General features: G+C 65.9%; 16 protein-coding genes. 14 read left to right on the forward strand and 2 right to left on the reverse strand.

Features of this window, described 5'->3' with window-relative positions; genetic code table 11:
• Window position 1: 1 nt before the first annotated feature.
• On the reverse strand, window positions 2–724 hold the full coding sequence (locus tag D8676_RS03820; RefSeq protein ID WP_183096963.1) for a Crp/Fnr family transcriptional regulator: 723 nt from the start codon (window positions 722–724) through the stop codon (window positions 2–4).
• Window positions 725–1,072: 348 nt separating this feature from the next.
• On the opposite strand from D8676_RS03820, the gene D8676_RS27210 reads away from it, so the two are divergent.
• From D8676_RS27210 to D8676_RS03840, 5 genes are all read left to right on the forward strand, one after another.
• A complete protein-coding gene (locus D8676_RS27210; RefSeq protein ID WP_183096964.1) occupies window positions 1,073–1,243 on the forward strand; it encodes a hypothetical protein in 171 nt (56 codons plus the stop codon).
• Between the two features lie 70 nt (window positions 1,244–1,313).
• Window positions 1,314–2,549: an aromatic ring-hydroxylating dioxygenase subunit alpha gene (locus D8676_RS03825; RefSeq protein ID WP_121579482.1), complete on the forward strand. Its 1,236-nt coding sequence runs from the start codon at window positions 1,314–1,316 to the stop codon at window positions 2,547–2,549.
• Between the two features lie 61 nt (window positions 2,550–2,610).
• On the forward strand, window positions 2,611–2,808 hold the full coding sequence (locus D8676_RS03830; RefSeq protein ID WP_121579483.1) for a ferredoxin: 198 nt from the start codon (window positions 2,611–2,613) through the stop codon (window positions 2,806–2,808).
• 42 nt (window positions 2,809–2,850) lie between these two features.
• The gene (locus D8676_RS03835) at window positions 2,851–4,053 is read left to right on the forward strand and encodes an FAD/NAD(P)-binding oxidoreductase (protein WP_121579484.1); all 1,203 of its coding nucleotides are present in this window, start codon (window positions 2,851–2,853) and stop codon (window positions 4,051–4,053) included.
• 50 nt (window positions 4,054–4,103) lie between these two features.
• Window positions 4,104–4,574, forward strand: coding sequence for a hypothetical protein (locus tag D8676_RS03840; RefSeq protein WP_121579485.1), 471 nt, complete (start codon window positions 4,104–4,106; stop codon window positions 4,572–4,574).
• A gap of 25 nt (window positions 4,575–4,599) precedes the next feature.
• Here the strand turns inward: D8676_RS03840 and D8676_RS03845 are convergent, their stop codons facing one another.
• Window positions 4,600–5,547 (reverse strand): LysR family transcriptional regulator, encoded by a 948-nt coding sequence (locus tag D8676_RS03845; RefSeq protein WP_121579486.1) that lies wholly within the window; start codon window positions 5,545–5,547, stop codon window positions 4,600–4,602.
• Between the two features lie 264 nt (window positions 5,548–5,811).
• Between D8676_RS03845 and D8676_RS03850 the strand changes: the two genes are divergently transcribed.
• From D8676_RS03850 to D8676_RS03890, 9 genes are all read left to right on the forward strand, one after another.
• On the forward strand, window positions 5,812–7,074 hold the full coding sequence (locus D8676_RS03850; RefSeq protein WP_121579487.1) for a DUF1116 domain-containing protein: 1,263 nt from the start codon (window positions 5,812–5,814) through the stop codon (window positions 7,072–7,074).
• Window positions 7,074–8,642: an amidase family protein gene (locus tag D8676_RS03855; protein WP_121579488.1), complete on the forward strand. Its 1,569-nt coding sequence runs from the start codon at window positions 7,074–7,076 to the stop codon at window positions 8,640–8,642. Before D8676_RS03850 ends, D8676_RS03855 begins: the two co-directional genes overlap by 1 nt.
• Window positions 8,639–9,019, forward strand: a complete 381-nt coding sequence (locus D8676_RS03860; RefSeq protein WP_121579489.1) for a DUF2237 domain-containing protein — start codon at window positions 8,639–8,641, stop codon at window positions 9,017–9,019. The genes D8676_RS03855 and D8676_RS03860 overlap by 4 nt, the downstream gene beginning before the upstream one ends.
• A gap of 47 nt (window positions 9,020–9,066) precedes the next feature.
• A complete protein-coding gene (locus D8676_RS03865) occupies window positions 9,067–9,825 on the forward strand; it encodes an enoyl-CoA hydratase-related protein (RefSeq protein WP_121579490.1) in 759 nt (252 codons plus the stop codon).
• A 37-nt stretch (window positions 9,826–9,862) separates the two neighbouring features.
• Window positions 9,863–10,597, forward strand: a complete 735-nt coding sequence (locus D8676_RS03870; RefSeq protein WP_121579491.1) for an aspartate/glutamate racemase family protein — start codon at window positions 9,863–9,865, stop codon at window positions 10,595–10,597.
• A 69-nt stretch (window positions 10,598–10,666) separates the two neighbouring features.
• Window positions 10,667–12,049 carry an amidohydrolase gene (locus tag D8676_RS03875; RefSeq protein ID WP_121579492.1) on the forward strand — a complete coding sequence of 461 codons (1,383 nt, stop codon included), beginning with the start codon at window positions 10,667–10,669 and terminating at the stop codon, window positions 12,047–12,049.
• Window positions 12,050–12,095: 46 nt separating this feature from the next.
• A complete protein-coding gene (locus D8676_RS03880; RefSeq protein ID WP_245426545.1) occupies window positions 12,096–15,239 on the forward strand; it encodes a molybdopterin cofactor-binding domain-containing protein in 3,144 nt (1,047 codons plus the stop codon).
• Complete coding sequence (locus tag D8676_RS03885) at window positions 15,236–15,739, forward strand: (2Fe-2S)-binding protein (RefSeq protein ID WP_121579493.1); 504 nt, start codon at window positions 15,236–15,238, stop codon at window positions 15,737–15,739. Before D8676_RS03880 ends, D8676_RS03885 begins: the two co-directional genes overlap by 4 nt.
• A 676-nt stretch (window positions 15,740–16,415) precedes the next feature.
• Entirely contained in the window at window positions 16,416–17,531 is a 1,116-nt protein-coding gene (locus D8676_RS03890; protein ID WP_121579494.1) for a BMP family ABC transporter substrate-binding protein, read from the forward strand.
• The last annotated feature ends 20 nt before the right edge of the window (window positions 17,532–17,551 follow it).

Genomic DNA, 17,551 nt, shown 5'->3' on the forward strand with positions numbered 1-17,551 from the left:
TTCAGCCGCCGGCGCGCGCGGCTAGCCGTCCGAGGTCGTCGACGATTACGTGGCGGGTGTGCTCGATCCGGATCACGCCGTCGCTGCGCAGCCGCGTGAACTGCCGGCTCACCGTCTCGATCGTCAGCCCGAGGAAGTCGGCGATCTCGGCCCGCGACAGCGGCAGGTCGAATGCGGTGCTGCGCTGTCCGGCTTCGGCGGGGTCGATGTTACGGGCGATCATCAGCAGGAAGCTCGCCACCTTCTCCGCCGCCGTCTTGCGGCCGAGCGTCACCATCCAGTCACGCGCCTCGTCGAGCTCCTTCAGCGTCTGCTGCAGCAGACGGTGCTTGAGGTCGGACTGGTCGGCCATCATCCGTTCCATGACCCCGCGCGGGAAGGAGCACAGCTCGACCCCGGTCGCCGCCTCCGCGGTCACCACACTCTCGGTCTTGAACGGCCGGCCGAGGAAATCCGGCGCGAACTGCAGGCCGACGATCTGCTGGCGGCCGTCGGAGAGGGTCTTGGTCAGCTTCACCACGCCGGACAGGACGTTCGAATAGCTTTCGATGTTTTCGGCGTCGCCGATCAGCTCCTCGCCTTCGCCGGCCCTGTGCTTGGTCGAGGACTTGGCGAGCGAGACCAACTGGTCGGGCGTCAGCGCGCCACAGACTCCCCTATGCCGCGCCTCGCAGGAGGCGCAGAGCACGGGAATCCCTTTTGTGTGAACATCTTCACGCACCATGGTTTTCTTATACCGGGCTTGCCCGCAGCGCACCACGAGGGGTTGCATGCCGCGGTGTCGCAGGGCCTTGAGCGCTCGCCGCCTGCATCCAGGCTTGGGCGAAGGGCGCGTGCATTGCACTGCGTGTGGCATGGCGGGCGCGAGGAACGGCACGGATCTAGCACCGCAGTTTCCGTTCAGCCGATTCGAGAACGGCCTCGAGCGCCGTCGACGGCAATGCGATCGGAAGGCGCTCTGTCGTTCACATAACTGAACGCAACGTTCAATTGCGGCGACTATCCCGAACGCCCGATTCTCCCTAGTCTTCAATTGCCCGGACGTACTTCGGTTAGTCTCCGAAGGTTCCCGGTGCAGAAGTATGAAGTCTCGCAGGTCGAATATGGAAGCCAAGAAGCCACCTTTCGACGTTCGGTCGCGCCGTCTTTCCAGTCGCAGGGCTGGAGTCGCCGGGCCGCTCTCGACGCCATCCGCGATGACGGGCGCAACCGCATCGAGATAGAGGCGAACGGCGTCCGGTAGCCTCCGGATTTGCAACGCCTTCACCCGAAAAACACTAGCCAGCAGCACGAGAAAAATCTGGAGGAAGCAGGTGGACTGCAAGCACAACGGCAATGGGAGGGCCAGAAGCCCAGGCGTATCCGACCGCATCCTGAAGGTCCTCGATCAGATCGAGTCGGGCGTGAAAGACATGCAGAGCGGCTGGAATCTGCCGCGCGAATGCTACGTCGACCAGGAATTCTACGACTTCGAACAGGAAGCCATCTTCATGCGGAGCTGGCTGTGCCTCGGCCGGGTCGACGAGATCAAGAATCCCGGTGATTTCGTCCGCATCGACATGGGCGACGAGCCGCTCGTCATGGTGCGCGACCAGAACATGGAGATCCGCGTCTTCTCGCCGATCTGCGCGCATCGCGGCCATCTGCTTTGCGAGGGCTCCGGCAACACCGGCCGCCTGTTCCGCTGCCCCTTCCACGCCTGGGCCTATGGCCTGGACGGGCACCTGATCGCTGCGCCATCGATGAACGACACGGTCGGATTGAAGGCGCTCAAGGCCGAGGCGCATCTGCCCTCGCACAAGGTCGAGATCTGGAACGGGTTCGTCTTCGCCAATCTCGACCCCAACGCCAAGCCGCTGACGCCGACGCTGCACAAGCTCACCAAGACGCTCGAGCCCTATCATATCGACGAGATGGTCTCGATGCCGGTGGCCGAGATCAAGGGTTGCGACTGGAACTGGAAGCCGCAGCTCGAGAACGGCATCGAGCCGTATCACAGCGCCTATCTGCACGGCATGCTGCACGACTTCGCGCATGTGCGCCTGACCAGCTTCGTCGACTACGACGAAGATGACGGCGCGGTCTACCATCCGACCGGCTTCTACTACCCGGATGCCGGCTTCAATCCGACCGGCAAGGCGTTGATGCCGATCATCCCGACGCTCGGCGAGAAGGAGCGCAACGAGGTCATCTTCGCCAGCATTCCTCCGAACCTCGGCTTCGGCGCGGTGCCGGAAGGCCTGTTCTACTACCTCGTGCTGCCGGCCGGGCCGGGCGCCATCAACCTGCGCATCGGCCATCTCTATCCGGAGTCGAGCACCAAGCTGCCGCTGTTCGAGCATCTCTACAAGATCGCCCAGGATGGCCTCGTGGTCTTCCACAACCAGGACGCCGCCTCGACGGCCTCGGTGCAGCGCGGCAACCGCTCGCGGTTCCGCAAGCCGGGCCGGTATTCCTTCCAGGAGGAATCGCTGCTGCAGTTCTATCAGTGGCTGCAGAAGCGCTACCGCGAATACGCTCAGGAAGCCCGCCAGGAACAGCCTGCATAGGTTCCAAGGGGCCGCGCGTCAGGCGCGGCCCTGCCTTGCCAAAACTTAGGGAGAGAACAAAATGAAGATCATCGTCGATCGCCAGCGTTGCGACGGCAACGGCGTCTGCATGGGCATCGCGCCCGAGGTCTTTGACGTCGATGACGACCTCTATCTGCACGTGGCCGAGAACATCCCCGAGGATCCGGAGCTCCGTGCCCGGGTACGGCAGTCCGTCACCTCCTGTCCGATCCTGGCGCTGAAGCTGGTCGAGGACTGACATATCGACGCCGGCTCGACTGACGCAACGAAGGCAAACTCCATGGGCGGCATGAGGCAACGTATCGTCGTGGCCGGCGGATCGCTGGCCGGCCACTCCGCGGTGACGGAACTGGTCGGTCTCGTCCCCGAGGCGGAGATCGTCTGGGTGACGGGCGAACAGCACCGGACCTACAGCAAGCCGGCGCTGTCCAAGGAGTTCATGCAGGCGCGCAACGAGCTGTCGGAGCTCATGCTGCCTGACATCGGTGGCGATCTTAGCAACCTGAGGATCGTGCGCCGTTCATGTGCGTCGCTCGATACGGCGAACCGGACCGTCACTTTGGACGACGGCGAGAAAATCGCCTTCGACCAACTGCTGATCGCCACCGGCGCGCAGGCAAGGATGCCCGGCATGCTGCGCGGCGTCGGCGGCGTGTTCCCCTTGCGGACGCTCGACGATGCCGTCGCCATCCGCGAGAGTCTCGCCGGCAGACCCAAGGTTCTGGTGGTGGGAGGCGGGCTTATAGGCTGCGAGCTGGCTGCCTCGATGCGTACGCTCGGTCTCGAGGTGACGCTCGTCGAGCGCCTGGATACGCTTCTCGACAGGCCGTTCGGCGGCGCGTTCGGCTCATACTTCCTCGATCTGCACCGCGCCAACGGAGTCGATCTCGTCATGGACGCCATGGTCGAGCGGGTGTCGCTCAACGACGGCCGCGTCGCGGCGGTCGAACTGGCCGACGGAGCGAAGATCGAGACACAGCTTGTGGTCGTTGGTGCAGGCTCGGAGCCATGCACGCAATGGCTGGAGGGATCGGGGCTCATCGTTGCCGACGGCGTCGTGTGCGATTCCTATCTCGCGACATCGATGCCCGGCATCTTCGCAGCCGGCGACGTCGCGCGCTGGACGAACCCCATCTACGACCTTCAGATGCGCGTCGAACACTGGACGAACGCGTCGGCGCAGGGCCGCGCGGCGGCGCGCAACCTGGCCGCATCGGCGACCGGTCGCCAGGAACTGCGCAAGCCGTTCGCCGACGTGCCCTATTTCTGGTCGGATCAGTATGGCCAGAAGATCCAGATGGTGGGGTGGCACCAGGGCCATGATCGAGTCGAACTCGACCGGTCAGCCGATGCGCCCGGCCCGCTTGCGCGTTTCTACCGCGACGGCCGGATGATCGCAGCGGCGGGTGTCAATGTCCCGCGCATCGTCATGCGGTTGCGCAGGCAGATCGAAGAGGAAGCGCGCGCGCAGGAAGCGGCTTAGGCGCCCCATTCCGCGCCGACGGTTCCACACGCAAGTCAGGGAGAGCAAGGATGGCCGATCAGGCGGAGTTCGACGAGAAGGTTCGGGACGACATCTGGACGATCCTCAGCCGGAAGTACAACACCGTGCGCCGCGGCGGCCATCCGGTGGATACCGATGAACATCTGCACGAGCGCAGCTTCTGGCCCGACATGCGCTTCCACAAGGTCGAGACCATCGACGGCCCCAACGGACGTCAGATCCGATTGACTTTCACGCCCAAGGTCGAGCCGTCGGCGACCTACGGCTACAGGGTCGACGTGGACAAGGCGGCAGCCGCCTGGAGCGAGAAGGTTGGCATCCGCGACCCCCACCAGAACCCGTCGATGTTCGCCGCGGAACTGATCTGGTACATGGTCGCCTATATTGGCTCGATGAAAATCGAGACCTGTCCGGAAGACGATACCGGCGTGCGTTGGATCAACACCGGCGCCGACGTTTTCGAGCCGCTTCCGGATGCCGAAGCGCACCACCATCATTGACCGTCGAGCCGGCTGAATTGGCCGGCTATCCCTGGCCGTAGTCGATGCGGACCGCCCGATAGCCCGGCGAACGGACGAATTCGTCGAACTGGCTGCACATCGAATCGACCAGCTTCATGATGCGCGGGTTGCGGTGCCGGTGCTGCGGGTAGACGGCGTAGACCGGCGCGTCGTCGGAGCGCCACTCGGGCAGGATCGGCACCAGCCCGCCCTGCTCGACCTCGTAGCGGACGAAGAAATCAGGCAGATAGCCGATCACCAGGCCTTCGACGGCGAAATATTTGGCCATCCAGTATTCGTTGACGTTGAAGCGCGCGTGCGGGTTGAGATTGACCGATCTCTTGCCGTTGCGGACGTGCCAGCGCTCGGGCAGGCCATTGCGCATGTACACGACGCCGTTGCAGCCGTTCACTTCCTCCAGCGTTGCCGGCATGCCGTTCTGCTCGATGAACAGCGGGCTGGCATAGAGGCCGAACGAGACGTTGCCCATCTTGCGCCTGAGCAGGCTCGAGGTCGGCGGATCGCCGACGAAGATCATGCAGTCGAAGTCGAACTGGCCGGCGATGATCTTGTCGTTGGGATACATCTGCAGGTCGAAGTCGATCTGCGGATTGTGGACGGCGAAATAGTGCGCCGCCGCACCGATCAGCGAGGTGCCGAACGCCGAGCTGGCGACGATGCGGATGCGGCCGCTGATGGTGGAGTGGGCGCGCTGCGCGGCGCTGACGGCGTTCTCGCAGGAATCGAAGATGATCGAGGCGTGGTCGAGGAACTCCTTGCCGGCGTCGGTGAGTTCCAGGCCCTTGGCCTTGCGAACGAAGAGCTCGACATGCAGCGCGTCCTCCAGGCGGCGCAGATGGTGGCTAAGCGTCGCCTTGGGGATGTTGTAGGTCGCGGCAGCCCGCGAAATGCTTCCTGCACGTGCGATCGACAGGAAACAACGGATATCTTTCAGCTCGTATTGGTCGCTCATGATTGTCCAAGAATCGGAACGGTAGGTTCACTACTTCACTCTATCTTGGAACTTACCCGGACCTATAATCCGTATCAACAATGATGAGGCACCTAAAAGGCACCCAGGGGAAAAAATGCGCGCACGCACCACGCGTGCCCATCGCAACATCTTGTTTCAAATCAAGAAAAGCGCCTGTAGCGGCACAGTACGGAGATCGGGATTCCGGTGTCCGGCTGCGGGCGCCGTGACGTCGACCTATCGGACGGACTGGAACCAGCAGGCATGCCCGTGAACGCAGAACTTACCCTCACCACCACCGACGATGCCGCCGCGCAAAAGTCGGTCGCGGCCCTCGATTCGACGAAGGTCAGGCTGGAGCGCGTCTGCACGGCGCGCGAGGTGACGTCCAAGGTCGGGCCCCGCAGTTTCCTGCACGCCGGTCCGCCGATCCGACTGGACCAGATTCCCGGACCCATGCGCGGCGCCATCATCGGCGGGCTGCTGTTCGAGGGTGAGGCGAAGGACGTCGCCGAGGCGGAAGCCATCATCGACGGCGGCGACATCGAGATATCACCGTGCCACGACGCCGGCGGGCTTGGCGCGATGGCGGGGATCATCACGCCGAACATGCCGGTCGCCGTCGCGCGTTCCGACCGGCACACCACTTTCGCGCCGCTGAATGAGGGCACCGATGGGGCGGTGCGCTACGGCTCCTATGACGACAAGACGCTGGCGCGGTTGCGCTGGATGTCGACCGACATGGTGGCTGTCCTCGACGAGGCGGTGCAGGGCGGGGAGCCGATCGACCTGGTCGACCTGATCGCCGAAGGTCTGCGCCGCGGCGACGAATGCCACAACCGGCTGATCGCCACGACCGCAAATCTGATCGTCCGCTTCGCGCCCTCCTTCATCCGGTCGAAGCGCAGCGACGCGGCGGAGAAGGTCGCGGCCTTCATGGCCGGCAACGGTCATTTCGCGCTGCCTTTCGCGATCTCGATGGCGAAGGCGCTGACGCTGGCCGCAGCCGACGTTTCGGGCAGCCCGGTCGTTACCGCCATGTCGGCCAACGGCCGCGAGTTCGGCATCCGCGTCAGCGGCACCGGCGACCGCTGGTTCGTGGCGCCGTCGCCGATCGGCGAGCCGAAGCTCGTGCCCGGCGCCCGCATCGAGGACATCACGCCGACCATGGGCGATTCGATGATTTCTGAGACGGCCGGCTTCGGCGCTTTCGCGATGACCGCGGCGCCGGCGATCATGTCCTTCGTCGGCGGCACGGCCGAGCAGGCGAAGGGTTTTGTCGACGAGATGCGTAGTATCTGCGCCGGCACCAGTTCGCGTTTCCTGATCCCGGTCGAGGAGCATCGCGGCGCGCCTGTCGGCATCGACGTGCACAAGGTGCGCGAGACCGGCATCGCACCGGTGATCAACAACGGCATGGCGCACCGCCTGCCGGGCCATGGCCGCATCGGCGCCGGCATCACACGCGTGCCGATCGAGCCGTTCCTCGCAGCCAGCGAGGCGCTGTCGGCCGGAGCCCGCTCATAATGAGCACGAAGGCAGCCGACCGCGATCGCCTGCTGGCGCGCTGGGGCGTCGACGCCGATGGCATTGATGGGCTCGACGCGCTGCTCGACGGCACGCGCGCGACCTATGCTCGCGTCGAGGCACTGGCGGAAGAGCATGGCCCGGAAAGCCCCGCGACGCCTCCATGGGACGTTGAGAGGGTGGCCGGCGCGGATCCGCTCCATGCCTGGATGCACCGCACGCGCAGCCGCTCACAGAAGGCAGGGCAGGGTCTGCTCGGCGGCATGCGCCTGGCGGTCAAGGATTCCATCGCGGTCGCCGGCGTGCCGATGACCGCCGGCAGCGCGTTCCTGCGCGGGTTCACGCCGAAGCGCAGCGCCGTCGCCGTCGAGCGGGCGCTCGATGCCGGGGCGGAACTCGTCGGCACGGCGGTCTGCGAGGACCTCTGTTATTCCGGCTCGAGTTTCACGAGCGCGACGGGTCCGGTGCTCAACCCCTACGATCCCGAACGCTCGGCCGGCGGCTCGACCAGCGGCTGCGGCGCGCTGCTCGCCACCGACCAGGCGGATATTGCCATGGGCACGGATCTCGGCGGATCGGTGCGCAACCCGGCGGCCTGGTGCGGCGTGACGGCGCTGAAGGCCACCTTCGGCGTCGTGCCCTATGCCGGGGCGATGCCGACAGAGTTCAGCATGGATCACCTCGGGCTGATGGCGCGCACGCCGCTCCAGCTGGCGAAGCTGCTGGACGCGATGGCAGGGCATAGCGCGGAGGACCCGCGCCAGGCAGGCGTCGGCGCCCTGAAAGGTTCGGCGGACGGGATCGAGGGCGACATCTCCGGCTTGCGCATAGGCATCGTGCGCGATGGCTTCGGCTGGCCCGACCGCTCCGATCCGCGCGTCGACGCCGTCGTGAGGGAAGCGGCTGCCGCCCTGGCGCGGCTGTGCGCCGGCGCGGAGGACATGTCGATCGACCTGCACCGGCATGCCCGCGACATCCATGTGCCGATCTCGTGCGAGGGCGGCCTTGCGACCGTGTTCGAGCAGAACATGCAGGGCAGCAACCATGCCGGTTCCTACGATCCCGACCTCGCGCGCGCCTTCGGCGAAGCGCTGGACACGGGCATCGAGAACCTGCCGCTGAACGGGAAGGTCTCGCTGATCGCCGGCACCATGCTCAGGCACGAGACGAAGGGTCGCGTCATGGCGCTGGCGCAGGAGTTGCGGAAAAAACTCCGCGCGCAGTACGACGCCGCGCTGGAGCGCTTCGACCTGCTCGTCATGCCGACCGTGCCGATGCTGCCGCACCGGCTGCCGGCCGGCCCGCTCGCACCGGCGGCGCACCAGAAGCTCGCCTTCGAGATGCATGACAACAACTGCGCCACCAACCTCACCGGCCATCCCGCGCTCAGCGTGCCTTGCGGGATGATCGACGGGCTGCCGGTCGGCATGCTGCTGATCGGGCGCCACCTGGACGACCATAGTCTGATCAAGGTCGCGCACCGGTTCCAGAAGGAAGTCTTCACGCCGCCTCCGCCGCCCCGCTGGCAGGCGGAAAGCCACGACGCCAAACAGGGAGTTCTCGCATGACCGGCAGACGCAACATACTCGGCGGCCCGCTCGATCCGTGCGGTTTCGAGCCGATGACCGGCTATACGCGAAACGGCTGCTGCGATGACGGCCCTGATGATCCCAACCCGCATACGGTCTGCGCGATCGTCACCAAGGAATTCATCGCCTTCCAGGACGGCATCGGCAACAACCTGTCGGTTGCCGAGCCCGACAAGCGTTTTCCCGGCCTGGTGCCCGGCAACCGCTGGTGCGTGCTGACGGCCAAATGGTACGAGGCCTACCAGAACGGTGTCGCCTGTCCGGTCGTGCTGTCGGCGACCAACAAGGCCGCGCTCGACATCATTCCCCTCGAGGTGCTGATGGAACACGCCGTGGACAGGCCGGCCAAGGCCTGACGCCGCCGGAACCATAGTCCGGACGCAGACTGTCGAGGGAGGAAGACATGTCCGTTGTGCTGCTCGAGAACCCCCGTCCGGGGGTGGCGGTGATCAGGTTGAACCGGCCGGAGGTCAGGAACGCGCTGACCACCGAGGTCAGGCGGCTGATCGAGAAGCATGTCAACGAGATCGCCGAGGACGACGCCGTCAAGGTGATCGTGCTTACCGGCAACGATGCGGTCTTCGCCGTCGGCGCCGACCTTAGGGAACAGTCCGGCCGAGACGTGGTCGGCGCGATCAATACCTTCACCACCCATGCTCTCTGGCGCTCGCCAAAGCCGGTGATCGCCGCGGTCAACGGCGACGCCTTCGGCGGCGGCTGCGAGCTTGTCCTGCAATGCGATTTCGTCATCGCCTCCGACCGCGCGCGTTTCGCCCAGCCTGAGGTCAATGTCGGCTTCGTGCCGGGCGGCGGCGCCACCCAGCGCCTGCCGCGGGTGATCGGACGGCAGAACGCCATGTACGCGCTGCTCACCGGCACGCCGATCCCGGCAGCCGACGCGCTACGCATGGGGCTGGTCGCCGAGGTGGTCGAGGGGGATGCGCTTGTCCGCGCGCTCGACATCGCCGAGCAGATCGCCTCGCGGCCGCCGATCGCGGTCAGGCAGATCAAGGAGATTGTGCGCCTAGGTCTCGACGCGCCGGCGGATGTCGGACTCGCGCTTGAGCGGCGCGGCTGGCAGCTCATGTTCGGCACCAGGGACCTGCACGAAGGCATCAATTCCATTCTTGAGAACAGAGCGCCGACAGTCCGCGGCGAATAACGCCGCGCGGGCCTCGCATCGATCGGAGGAAGACACCATGGCTCTCAAGCGCACGCTGCTCGGCATGCTCACACCGTCGTCCAATACCGTGCTGGAGCCCTATATGGGCGCCATCCTGCACGGGCTCCTGCCGGAGGTGACGGTCCATTTCCAGCGCTTCACCGTCCGGGAGATATCGCTCGGCGACAAGGCGATGGCGCAGTTCAAGAACGAGCCGCTGATCGAGGCGGCCAAGACCCTCAGCGACGCCCGCATGGACGTGATCGCCTGGGCAGGCACGGCCGCCGGCTGGCGCGGCTTCGACGTCGACCGGGAACTCTGCGCCGAGATCACCGAGGCCACCGGCGCGCCGTCGACGACCAGCGTGCTCGCCCTGAACGAGATCCTCGACCGCACGAATGTGACGCGCCTCGGCCTGATCACGCCCTATCTCGACGAGGTGCAGAAGCAGATCGTCGCCAACTACGCGGCCGCCGGCCACCCCGTCACGACCGAACGCCATCTCGGCGACAAGGGCAACTTCTCCTTCTCGGAATATGACGAGCCGACCATCGCCGAGATGATCCGCGACGTCGCCAGGGACAAGCCGGAAGCCATCATCGTGCTCTGCACCAACTTCCGTGGCGCGCCTTTGGTCGAGGAACTCGAGAAGGAGATCGGCATCCCGATCTACGATTCCGTCAGCGCGACCGTCTGGAAGGCCCTGTCGATGACCGGCCACGACCCGGCCAGGATCACCGGTTGGGGCAGGCTGTTCCAGGAATTGCGCTGACATATCGGATAGGCAGGTCCGCCCGTGCTGCTGACGGCTGCGGGCGGGATTGAGAATAGAGGGTACGGAATGACACGCCAGAAGATGATCCTTGCCGCGGATGCGCTGCTGACCATGGACGCCGACAACCGCGTCCTGCGCAATGGCGCTGTGTTGGTCGAGGACGGTGTCATCGCCGCGGTGGGCACGGCGGCCGAACTCGGCGCCGCCAATCCCGGCGTCGAGACGAAGGCGCTGCGCAACGCCGTGCTGCTGCCGGGGCTGGTCAACACGCATGTGCATTCCGGCTTCCTGCGCGGGACGGCCGAACACCTGCCCGTGTGGGACTGGCTGACGCAGCACATCAACCCGATGCACCGCGTATTGCAGCCACACGAGGCGGAAGCCGCGTCTTGGCTGTGCTACGCCGAGTCGCTGCTCGGCGGCACGACCACTGTGGTCGACATGTGGCGCTACATGGAAGGCAGCGCCAAGGCGGCCGAAACGATCGGCAACCGCCTCGTCGCCGTGCCCTATGTCGGCGAGCATCCGGACTACAATTATTTCGACACGCTCGACATGAACGAGGCGATGATCGAGGCGTGGCACCGCAAGGCCGACGGGCGCATCAACGTCTGGGTCGGGCTGGAGCATCCCTTCTATTCGGACGACGCCGGTTATCGTCGTGCGATCGAAATGGCCAAGCGCCACCGGACCGGCTTCCACACGCATTGCAGCGAGGCCCGCGTGGAGGTCGACGGTTTCATCAAGCGCTACGGCAAGCGGCCGATGTTCGTTTTCGACGACATCGGCTTCTTCGATACGCCGCTCACCATGATCGCGCACGCCGTCTGGCTCGATCCCGAGGAGATCGCGTTGATCGCCGGCAAGCGCGCATCGGTCGCCCACAATCCCGTCTCCAACATGAAGCTCGCCAGTGGCATCGCCAATGTCCGCGAGATGCTCGACGCGGGCGTCCCGGTCGGCGTCGGCACCGACGGCGAGAAGGAGAACAACAATTTCGACATGTTCGAGGAGATGAAGGTCGCCTCCCTGCTCGGCAAGCTGCGCTACGACACGGTGCAGCCGCTCGACAGTTGGGAAGTGCTGCGCATGGGCACGATCACCGGCGCGAAGGCCATCGGCCTCGATCACGAGATCGGTTCGATCGAGCCGGGCAAGCGCGCCGACATCATCGCGGTGCGCACCGACACGCCGCGCATGACGCCCTTCTTCGCCGAGGGGCCGTATTTCAATCTCCACCACAACATCGTCCACGCTGTGCGCGGAGGCGACGTCACGCTCACCATGGTCGACGGCAAGATCCTGGTCGAGGATGGCGAACTCAGGACGGCGGACATCCAGGCGATCATCGCCGAGGTGCACAAGGTGGCGCCCGGCCTCTTCGAGCGCCGCGCCGCCTTCCTGGCCGCAAACCAGGGCGACATGGTGCAGTGGACGACCAGCAACTGAGCGGCGCGGGCCGACGCCGGAGCGCGACAGGATCGAACAGGTCGAGATGATGGAGGTTCTTCACCCGTCGACCCTTGAGGAGGCGCTGGCGCTCGCGGCGGGCGACGAAGACACCTATTTCGTGGGCGGCGGCACGCTCGTCCAGCTCGACTGGGCGCGGGGTCTGCGGCTGACCGACCGCATCGTGTCGCTCGGCCGTATCGAAGGGTTGCGTGACATCGAGGCCAGGCCGGATCACATCCGCATCGGCGCGCTGACGACGCTGGCCACGCTCGAACGGCACGTGCTCGTGGCGGAGAAGCTGCCGATGCTGCACACGGCGATCAAGGGCATCGCCGCGCCTTCGGTTCGCGGCATGGGTACCATCGGCGGCAATGTCGGCGGCCGCCGCGGATGCCTCGTTCCGGTGCTGCTCGCGCTCGACGCGCAACTGGACGTGGCGCGGACCGGCTTTCGCCAGCGCGTGTCCCTGGTCGACTGGCTTGCCATGCCGCGCGACCCCGACTGCATCATCGAAGCGGTTATTTTGCCGGCCTTGCCTGAGCCGGAGCGCTACGCCTACCGCAAGATAGGTCTTCGCGCCGCTTTCACGCCTGGCGTGATCGGCGTGGCGGGTCGGATATGGGTGTCGGAAGGGCGCGTAACAAACTGCCGCCTGGCCGTCGGTGGCGGCGTCGCCGCCATGCGGCTCTTCGAGGTCGAGGCGCTCCTGACCGGGGAAGTCCTGGACGCGGTAGACTGGCCGCAGGCCCACGACGCGCTGGTCGAGGCCATCAAGGGGCCGGAGGATGCGCACCGCAGCACCCGCTACCGCCGCAAGGTGGCGGCAAATGCATTGGTGCATGGCCTCAGCGGCCGCTTTCCTGGACGGCAGGTGTCGCGTTCGCAGCCGGCCCACGCGCCGGCCGACTGCCTTGCCGACGAGATCCGGCTTGGCCGTGCCGTCTCCGGCGAACGCTGGCATGTCCGTCCCGACGGTCCGGCCAAGATCGCCGGCCGGCTGACCTATCTCACCGACGTCCGCGAAGAAGGCATGCTGGTCGCCCGCATCCTGCGCGCGGGCGTTCCGCACGCCCGCATCATCGACATCGACACGTCCGAAGCGGAGGCGCTGCCGGGGGTCGCGGCGGTCGTCACGCACCGCGACATCAAAGGCAGCAACGGCTTCGGCATCGTCGTCCAGGATCAGCCCGCGATGTGCTCCGACAAGGTGCGCTACGTCGGCGATGCCGTTGCGGCGGTTGCGGCGGTCAACGCAGAGGTCGCGGCGCTGGCGTTGACCCGTATCAAGGTGTGCTACGAACCGCTGCCGGTGGTCACGGATGCAGAGCGGGCCCTCGATCCGGGCACCGAGGCTGTCCACAGTTCCGGCAACCTGCAGAGCGAGCTGCATTTCGAGCGGGGCGATGTCGCCGAAGCGTTCGCCGATGCGGCCCACGTGATCGAGGCCGAATACAATACGCCGCGGCAGATGCATGGTTTCATGGAGACGGAGGGCGGTTACGCCTTCGTCGACGATGCCGGAATGCTCAATGTCTGCGCCGGCGGCCAGCACGGCCGGCGCGATCAGATGCAGTTGTCACGCATCCTGGACCTCCCGCTCGAGAAGATCCGGGTCGTCAGCAGCCCGACCGGCGGCGCCTTCGGCGGCAAGGACGAGCTGACCGTGCAGCCCGCCCTGGCGCTGCTCGCGCTGAAGACGGGCAAACAGGTGCGCATCCAACTCGAACGGGCCGAATCCGTGGCGGCCGGCACCAAGAGCAGCCCGATGCGGATCCGTATGCGCACGGCCTGCGACGCCAAGGGTCGGCTGGTGGCTCAGCAGGTCGATCTGCTTGCCGATGCGGGCGCCTATGCCTCGCTCAGCCCCGCCGTGGTGGAGACGGCGCTGGAGCACGCCTGCGGCCCCTACGACGTTCCGAGCGTTCGCTCCCACGCCCGTCTCGCTTACACCAACAACGGCACCTGCGGCGCTCTGCGCGGCTTCGGTTGCAACCAGATGTCCTATGCGGTGGAGTGCCAGGTGGACCGGCTGGCGGCGGCCTGCGGTCTTGATCCGGTGGAATTCCGCGCCCGCAACCTGCGCAAGGCCGGCACCCGCGGCTATCTCGGCCAGGCCGTCGCTCCAACCGAGCGACTGAACGAGATGCTGGCTGCCGCAGCCGCCGATCCGATCTGGAAGAAGCCGCGCGGGATTTCGGCTGACGGCGCCGAATATATCGGTGTCGGCATGGGTATGAACTATCAGGGAAATGGGCTCGGCACCCTGCCGCCCGATCCGGGCGGCGGCGAACTCAGGCTGGCGCCCGACGGCATGATCGAGGCGGCCTACGGCCTCGACGAGCTCGGCCAGGGCCTTCTGGCTGCGATCCGCAACACCGTCGCCGCCGAACTAGGCTGCGGCTATGCCGACATAAGGCCGCTGGCCGGCGATACGGCCAAGGCGCCGGAATCCGGCTCCACCACGGCGTCGCGCGGAACCTACGTCGTCTGGCGCGTCGCCAGGGAAGCTGCGCCGCGCTTGGCCGAAGAACTCGTGGCCGCCGCCGCCCGCCTTCTCGGCAGGGCTCCGGACTCGCTGGTCGTCGTGCCGGGGGGGGTGGCCGAACGCGCCTCCAACAGCGGCGAATTGCTGATCAGCTTCGGTGATCTCGCGAAGGCGCTCGCCCCGCACGAACTGCCTCGCGCCGAGACGAAGTTCGACTTTCCCACCTCCGATTATTTCCAGGGCAATGCGCGACTGATCTTTGCCTTTGGCGCGACGCTGGCGCGCGTGGCGGTCGACCGCGTCACTGGGCAGGTGCGCGTGCTCGATGTCTCCCAGCATACGGCAGCCGGGCCGGTTCTCGACCATGCGGCCTATCTCGGCCAGATCGAGGGGGCCAGCGTGCAGGGCGTGGGATTCACAACGATGGAGGACGCGGTCCTCCTCGAGGGGGAATACCTCACCTGGAACCTCGACACCTACATGATCCCGAGCATCCGCGATGCGCCTCAGTCGATGGCGGTGTTCGCGCTCGAAGGGCTGGAGGCCGATGACGCGTTCGGCCCGCGGGGCGTCGGCGAACTGGGTATCGGCGCCGTCACGCCGGCGATCGCCAATGCGGTGGCGGACGCGATCGGCTTCTGGCCCGAGCGGGCGCCGATCGAGCCGGAACGGATACTCGATGCGCTGGAGAGGGCGTCATGACCCAGGCAATCCGCTTCAGCCTGAACGGAACGGCGCGCGAGCTGAAGGTTCCAGCCAGCAGCCGCCTGATCGACGTGCTGCGCGACGAGCTCGACGCCACCTCCAGCAAGAAGGCGTGCGGAATCGGCCGCTGCGGCGCCTGCATGGTGCTCAGGAACGGGACGCCGGCAAACGCCTGCCTGCTCATGATGTGGCAGGTCGAAGGGGCCGACATCGTCACGCCCGAAGGGCTGGATGCCGTGCCGGACAGTGTCTTCGTGCGGCAGGGGCTGACGGAAGAGAACGCGTTCCAGTGCGGCTACTGCGCTCCCGGCTTCACCGTCACCCTGACGGCGCTGCTGCGCGACGTTGCCAGTCCGACCGAGGCTGACATCCGTGAAGCGCTGAGCGGCAACCTGTGCCGTTGCACCGGATATCATTCGATCATCCGTGGAGCGCTTCGGGCGGCCGACCTCAAGCAGGCGGATTCGCGTGCCGGAGCGCCGGATTCACTGGCCTGACGGGCGCAAAACCGTTCCAAATCTCACATTCCTGTGAGGGCTCGGAGGCGCTTGCGCGCGCGCCGGGTCCGCCGGCATCGCTTTCGCGCAGTGATTGCGGCCGCGAACGTGCGGGCGGGCGAAAACCGAGGAAATCTGCGGAAAATCGGCGCTGGAAAGCCTATTCATCGTTCAAGAAAACAAACGGTACGTTCAAATCGACGGGCTATTCTGATCGCTCAAAGGCCCATACCGTTTGATAAATCCAAGCGGCCAACCTCCTCCGGCTCCCGCATCGGCGGGCCGGAGACAGCGAGCCGCCTGTCGAGGAACGACCATGGAAGCCATAGAGCCACCTGTCGATGTTCGCTGGACATTTGATCGTAGCGTCGACCTCGGCCGTTTCCTATCCTCGCATGCCGTGGGCTTCCAACAACCCGATTCGACTGCCGCGACGCCGCTGTCGGCTTGCGGCTCGTGGTTGTGATTTTGCCTGATTGAGTGGGCGCGCCGCCTGGCCGGCTGCGACTGGAACGACAAGGACCCCGGGGCCGGGATCCGCCGCAGGAGGTACCGGACTTTTATTTAGAGCCGCACGGGAGGAACGTCGCGTTTGGGGCGCGATGCCGGCGGTAGTCAACGGGCATAAGCCGCGCCAGCTGGACGGCCGATGCCAGACAAACACTGGAGGAGAACAATGATCGACATCCGCAATCTTTCCCGCCGCCGTTTTCTCGAACTGAGCGGCGCCGCCGGCGTCTCGCTGGGCCTGTCCCAGGCCGGCCTGATCGGCACCGCCCGCGCCGCCGATCCGCTGCCGGCCGTGGCCGAGGAGGACGCGGTCATCGCCTTTGGATATGTCGGGCCGACCTCCGACGAAGGCTGGACCTGGACGCACGAACAGGGCCGTCAGGCCGTGCAGGAAGCCTTCCCCAAGGCCAAGACCATCTTCGTGGAGAACATCCCGTATTCCGCCGACGCGTCGCGCACCTTCCGCCAGTTCGTTTCGGAGGGGGCCAACATGGTCATCACCAATTCGAACTACGGCGACTTCATGTACGATATCGCTAAGAACGCGCCGGAGACCGCCTTCCTGCATTGCGACGACCGCACGATGATGGACAATATGGGCGTGTTCTATCCGTCGCACTGGTATCCGAGCTACGTCACCGGCGTCGCCGCGGGCATGATGACCAAGACCAACAAGCTCGGCTACATCGCCTCCTTCCCGGTGCCGACGACCTTCACCGGCAGCAACGCCTTCCTGATGGGTGCCCGTTCGGTGAAGCCGGACGCGACGCTGCAGGTCATCGTCATCAACTCGTGGTTCGACCCCCAGGCCTCCACCCAGGCGGCTCGCGCGCTGCTCGACAACGGCGCCGACGTCCTGTTCGGCATCATGGACGAGCCCGGCTACCTGCAGGTCGCCGAGCAGCGCGGCGCCAAGGCGGTGATGCTGAACACCGACAGCCGCAAATACGGGCCGAACGCATATGTCAGCTCGATCATGTTCGACTTCCGCAAGTTCTACGTGGATCAGGTGAGGGCGCGCCTCGAAGGCAAGTGGACCCCGGGCCAGTATCTGCTGCCGTTCGGTGACGGCACCGATCGCGACGTGTGGGGCGAGACCGTGCCTGCGGATGCGGCAAAGGCCGGCGACGAGGCGCGCGAGAAGATCCTTGGCGGCTGGAAGCCGTTTGTCGGCGAGCTCAAGGACAACAAGGGCGAGGTCAAGATCGCTGCCGGGCAGGAAATGACCGAGACCGATCTCTATAATTGGAACTGGTCGATTGACGGCATCAGCGGTCTCTAGTTCGCTCGAGATCCGATGAC

Origin of the sequence: Mesorhizobium sp. YM1C-6-2 (assembly GCF_003666685.1) — a bacterium.
Classification (GTDB): Bacteria; Pseudomonadota; Alphaproteobacteria; order Rhizobiales; family Rhizobiaceae; genus Mesorhizobium_K.

Bases quoted from the DNA above. Each gene is read 5' to 3' on its own strand.
- D8676_RS03820 (WP_183096963.1), bottom strand. From the start codon at position 724: ATGGTGCGTGAAGATGTTCACACAAAAGGGATTCCCGTGCTCTGCGCC.
- D8676_RS03830 (WP_121579483.1), top strand. From the start codon at position 2,611: ATGAAGATCATCGTCGATCGCCAGCGTTGCGACGGCAACGGCGTCTGC.
- D8676_RS03835 (WP_121579484.1), top strand. From the start codon at position 2,851: ATGGGCGGCATGAGGCAACGTATCGTCGTGGCCGGCGGATCGCTGGCC.
- D8676_RS03840 (WP_121579485.1), top strand. From the start codon at position 4,104: ATGGCCGATCAGGCGGAGTTCGACGAGAAGGTTCGGGACGACATCTGG.
- D8676_RS03845 (WP_121579486.1), bottom strand. From the start codon at position 5,547: ATGAGCGACCAATACGAGCTGAAAGATATCCGTTGTTTCCTGTCGATC.
- D8676_RS03850 (WP_121579487.1), top strand. From the start codon at position 5,812: ATGCCCGTGAACGCAGAACTTACCCTCACCACCACCGACGATGCCGCC.
- D8676_RS03855 (WP_121579488.1), top strand. From the start codon at position 7,074: ATGAGCACGAAGGCAGCCGACCGCGATCGCCTGCTGGCGCGCTGGGGC.
- D8676_RS03860 (WP_121579489.1), top strand. From the start codon at position 8,639: ATGACCGGCAGACGCAACATACTCGGCGGCCCGCTCGATCCGTGCGGT.
- D8676_RS03865 (WP_121579490.1), top strand. From the start codon at position 9,067: ATGTCCGTTGTGCTGCTCGAGAACCCCCGTCCGGGGGTGGCGGTGATC.
- D8676_RS03870 (WP_121579491.1), top strand. From the start codon at position 9,863: ATGGCTCTCAAGCGCACGCTGCTCGGCATGCTCACACCGTCGTCCAAT.
- D8676_RS03875 (WP_121579492.1), top strand. From the start codon at position 10,667: ATGACACGCCAGAAGATGATCCTTGCCGCGGATGCGCTGCTGACCATG.
- D8676_RS03880 (WP_245426545.1), top strand. From the start codon at position 12,096: ATGATGGAGGTTCTTCACCCGTCGACCCTTGAGGAGGCGCTGGCGCTC.
- D8676_RS03885 (WP_121579493.1), top strand. From the start codon at position 15,236: ATGACCCAGGCAATCCGCTTCAGCCTGAACGGAACGGCGCGCGAGCTG.
- D8676_RS03890 (WP_121579494.1), top strand. From the start codon at position 16,416: ATGATCGACATCCGCAATCTTTCCCGCCGCCGTTTTCTCGAACTGAGC.